Here is a 2,696-nt window from a genome sequence, read left to right on the forward strand (position 1 = left end):
TCCGGCGCACCGCCGCGCCCGGCCCAGCTGCCGCCGGACGCCGCCGACTTCACCGGCCGCACGGCGCCGGTGCGGGTGCTGTGCGAGGCGCTGGCCGCTCCCCCGGAGGACGGCGGGGCGCCGGGCCGGCCGCAGCAGGCGCTGGTGGTGGCGACCGTGGTCGGGATGGGCGGGGTCGGCAAGACGGCGTTGGCGCTGCACGTGGCGCACCGCGTCCGGGACGCCTACCCGGACGGCCAGCTGTACGTGGACCTGCGCGGCTCGGACCCGGTGCCGGCCGATCCGGAGGCGGTGCTGAGCGGCTTCCTGGTGGCGCTCGGGGTCCCGGCGGACGCGGTGCCGGACGGCCTGGACGCGCGCTCGGCGCTGTTCCGCTCGGTGGTGGACGGCCGGCGCCTGCTGCTGGTGCTCGACAACGCCAAGGACGCGGCGCAGATCCGGCCGCTGCTGCCGGGGGCGGTCGGCTGCGCGGTGCTCACCACCGGCCGCACCAGGCCGGCCGGACTGCCGGCGAGCGTGCAGGTCGACCTGGACGTGTTCCAGCCGGAGGAGGCGCTCGACCTGCTGGGCCGCACGATCGGCGCACAGCGCCTGGCCGCCGAGCCGGACGCCGCCCGCGAGCTGGTGGTGGCCTGCGGGAACCTGCCGCTGGCGGTGCGGATCGTGGCCGCCCGGCTGGCGGCGCGCCCGGGCTGGACGGTGGAGACGCTCAGCCGCCGGCTGCAGGTGGAGCGGCGGCGGATCGACGAGCTGCGGATCGGCGACCTCGCGGTGGCGGCGGCCTTCGAACTGAGCTACCGCCAGCTGACCGGCGATCAGGCGAGGGCGTTCCGGCTGGTGGCCTCGGTGGACGGGCCGGACATCGGGCTGCCGGCGGCGGCCGCGCTGCTGGACCTCGACGCGTACGACGCCGAGGACCTGCTGGAGGCGCTGGTGGACGTGGCGATGGTGGAGTCGCCGTTCCCGGGGCGCTACCGGTACCACGACCTGCTGCGGGCCTTCGCGCGCCGCCGACCGGCGCAGGGGGCGGAGGACGGCGGCGAGGCGGAGGCGGAGGCGGTGACGGCCCGGGACCGGCTGCTGGACCACCTGCTGGCCACCGCCTGCACCGCCTTCCAGCACGCCGTGCCGGGTGATCCGGCGGCGGGCGCGCTCGGGCCGGCGCACTCCCCCGGCGTCCCGTTGCCCGGGCGGGAAGCCGCCCGGGAGTGGGCGGCCGTCGAGGGGGCGGGCGCGGTGGCGCTGGCGGCGCAGGTGGCCGCCGACCCCGCCGCCGGGCCCGCCACCGGGCGGGGAGCGGCGCTGCGGGCGGCGATCGACCTGCTGATCGCGCTCACGCCGTTCGTGCTCACCCCGCCGAGCCGTCAGCTCGCCGCGACGGCGGACGCGCTGGCCGAGGCGGCCGCCCGGGACGGCGACGTCCGGGCGGAGGGGCGGGCGCACTTCCTGCGCGGCAACGTCGCGCTGGCCGCGACCCGGCTGGACGCGGCCGAGGCGGCGTCCCGGCGGGCGGTGGACGCGGCGCGCGCGGCCGAGGACTCGGTGGTCCTGCGGCAGGCGCTCAACGACCTCGGGCTGATCTGCCAGTTCCTGAGCCGCTACGACGAGGCGGTGGACCACTACGACGAGGCGCTGCTGCTGGCGAACCGGCTCGGGCACCGCTCCGGTGCGCTGGTGACGACGGTGAACGCGGCGCTGGCGCGGGTGCGCAGCGGCCGGGCGGACGAGGCGGTGGCGATCTGCCACGAGGCGCTGGCCGAGCTGCGGACCCGGCAGGACGATCCGGGCCGGGCGTACACGCTGTACGTGCTGGGGCTGGCGCTGCACGCGCTGGGGCGGCACGAGGAGGCGGTGACCTGGTTCGGCGAGTGCCTGGCGGTGTCGGTGGCGGCCGGGCTGCGGGACCGGGCGGCGCACGCGCGCTACCGGCTGGCGGACAGTCTGCGCGAGCTGGGCCGGGCGGACGAGGCGCTGGACCACGCCGGGCAGGCGCTGGCGCTCTGTGTGGAGCTGGGCGCGGAGCGGGACCAGGCGCAGGCGCTGGTGGTGCTGGGTTGTGCGCTGGCGGACCTCGGGCGCGGGGCCGAGGCGGGGGCGCGGCTGCGGGAGGCGTACGCGATCTTCCGGCGGCTGGGGCTTCCGGAGGCCGCCGAGGTGGCGGGGCTGCTCGCGGAACCGGCGTTCGCGCTGGTGGATCCCTGAGGCGCGGGTGGTACGGGGGCGGCAGAAACGGTTCTGCGCGCGGTCGTCGGGCGGGCGGGGCTCAGGAGCCGGTGCTGTTCCAGTCCGAGTGGCCGTTGCCGTCGGTGGGGGTGGGGGTGGGCGTGGCGGTGGGGGCGGTGGTGCCGGTGCCCGTGCCGGTCGCGCCGTCCGCCATCGCGGTGCCGGCCGCGCCGAGGGCGAGCAGGGCGCCGAGGCCGAGGCCCGCGACGGCCAGGCTGATCCGGGCGGTGCCGATCGTCGAACGCTTCGCCATGACTGCTCCTCGGGGGGTCTTCCCTGCCGGGAAGGGCGGGTGCCGGGCTCTCCCCCGGCTGACGTGATCAGCATGGCAAGGGGCGTTCAACGGCCGATGGACGCCCCAGGACCGGGCGGCGACCCGCCGCGGTTTTAGGGGTGTTTTTCGCTGTAGTGGCAGGTCAGGCGGCCCCACCGAGCTCCAAGGTGGAGCACATAAACCAGCCCCCCCCCAATAG

The 2,696-nt window shown here is 77.7% G+C and carries 2 protein-coding genes; one reads left to right on the forward strand and one right to left on the reverse strand.

The genetic code is table 11. The features are described from left to right. A partial coding sequence (locus ACFXAM_RS36215; protein WP_380297885.1) for an ATP-binding protein occupies window positions 1-2,202 on the forward strand: 2,202 nt, incomplete at its 5' end. 61 nt (window positions 2,203-2,263) lie between these two features. Here ACFXAM_RS36215 and ACFXAM_RS36220 read toward each other — a convergent pair. Beyond that, window positions 2,264-2,476 (reverse strand): hypothetical protein, encoded by a 213-nt coding sequence (locus tag ACFXAM_RS36220; protein ID WP_380297887.1) that lies wholly within the window; start codon window positions 2,474-2,476, stop codon window positions 2,264-2,266. Between the last annotated feature and the right edge of the window lie 220 nt (window positions 2,477-2,696).

Source organism: Kitasatospora sp. NPDC059462 (assembly GCF_042749955.1).
GTDB lineage: Bacteria > Actinomycetota > Actinomycetes > Streptomycetales > Streptomycetaceae > Kitasatospora.

Excerpts from the sequence above, each read along its gene's own strand:
- ACFXAM_RS36220 (WP_380297887.1), bottom strand. The coding sequence starts at position 2,476 with ATGGCGAAGCGTTCGACGATCGGCACCGCCCGGATCAGCCTGGCCGTC.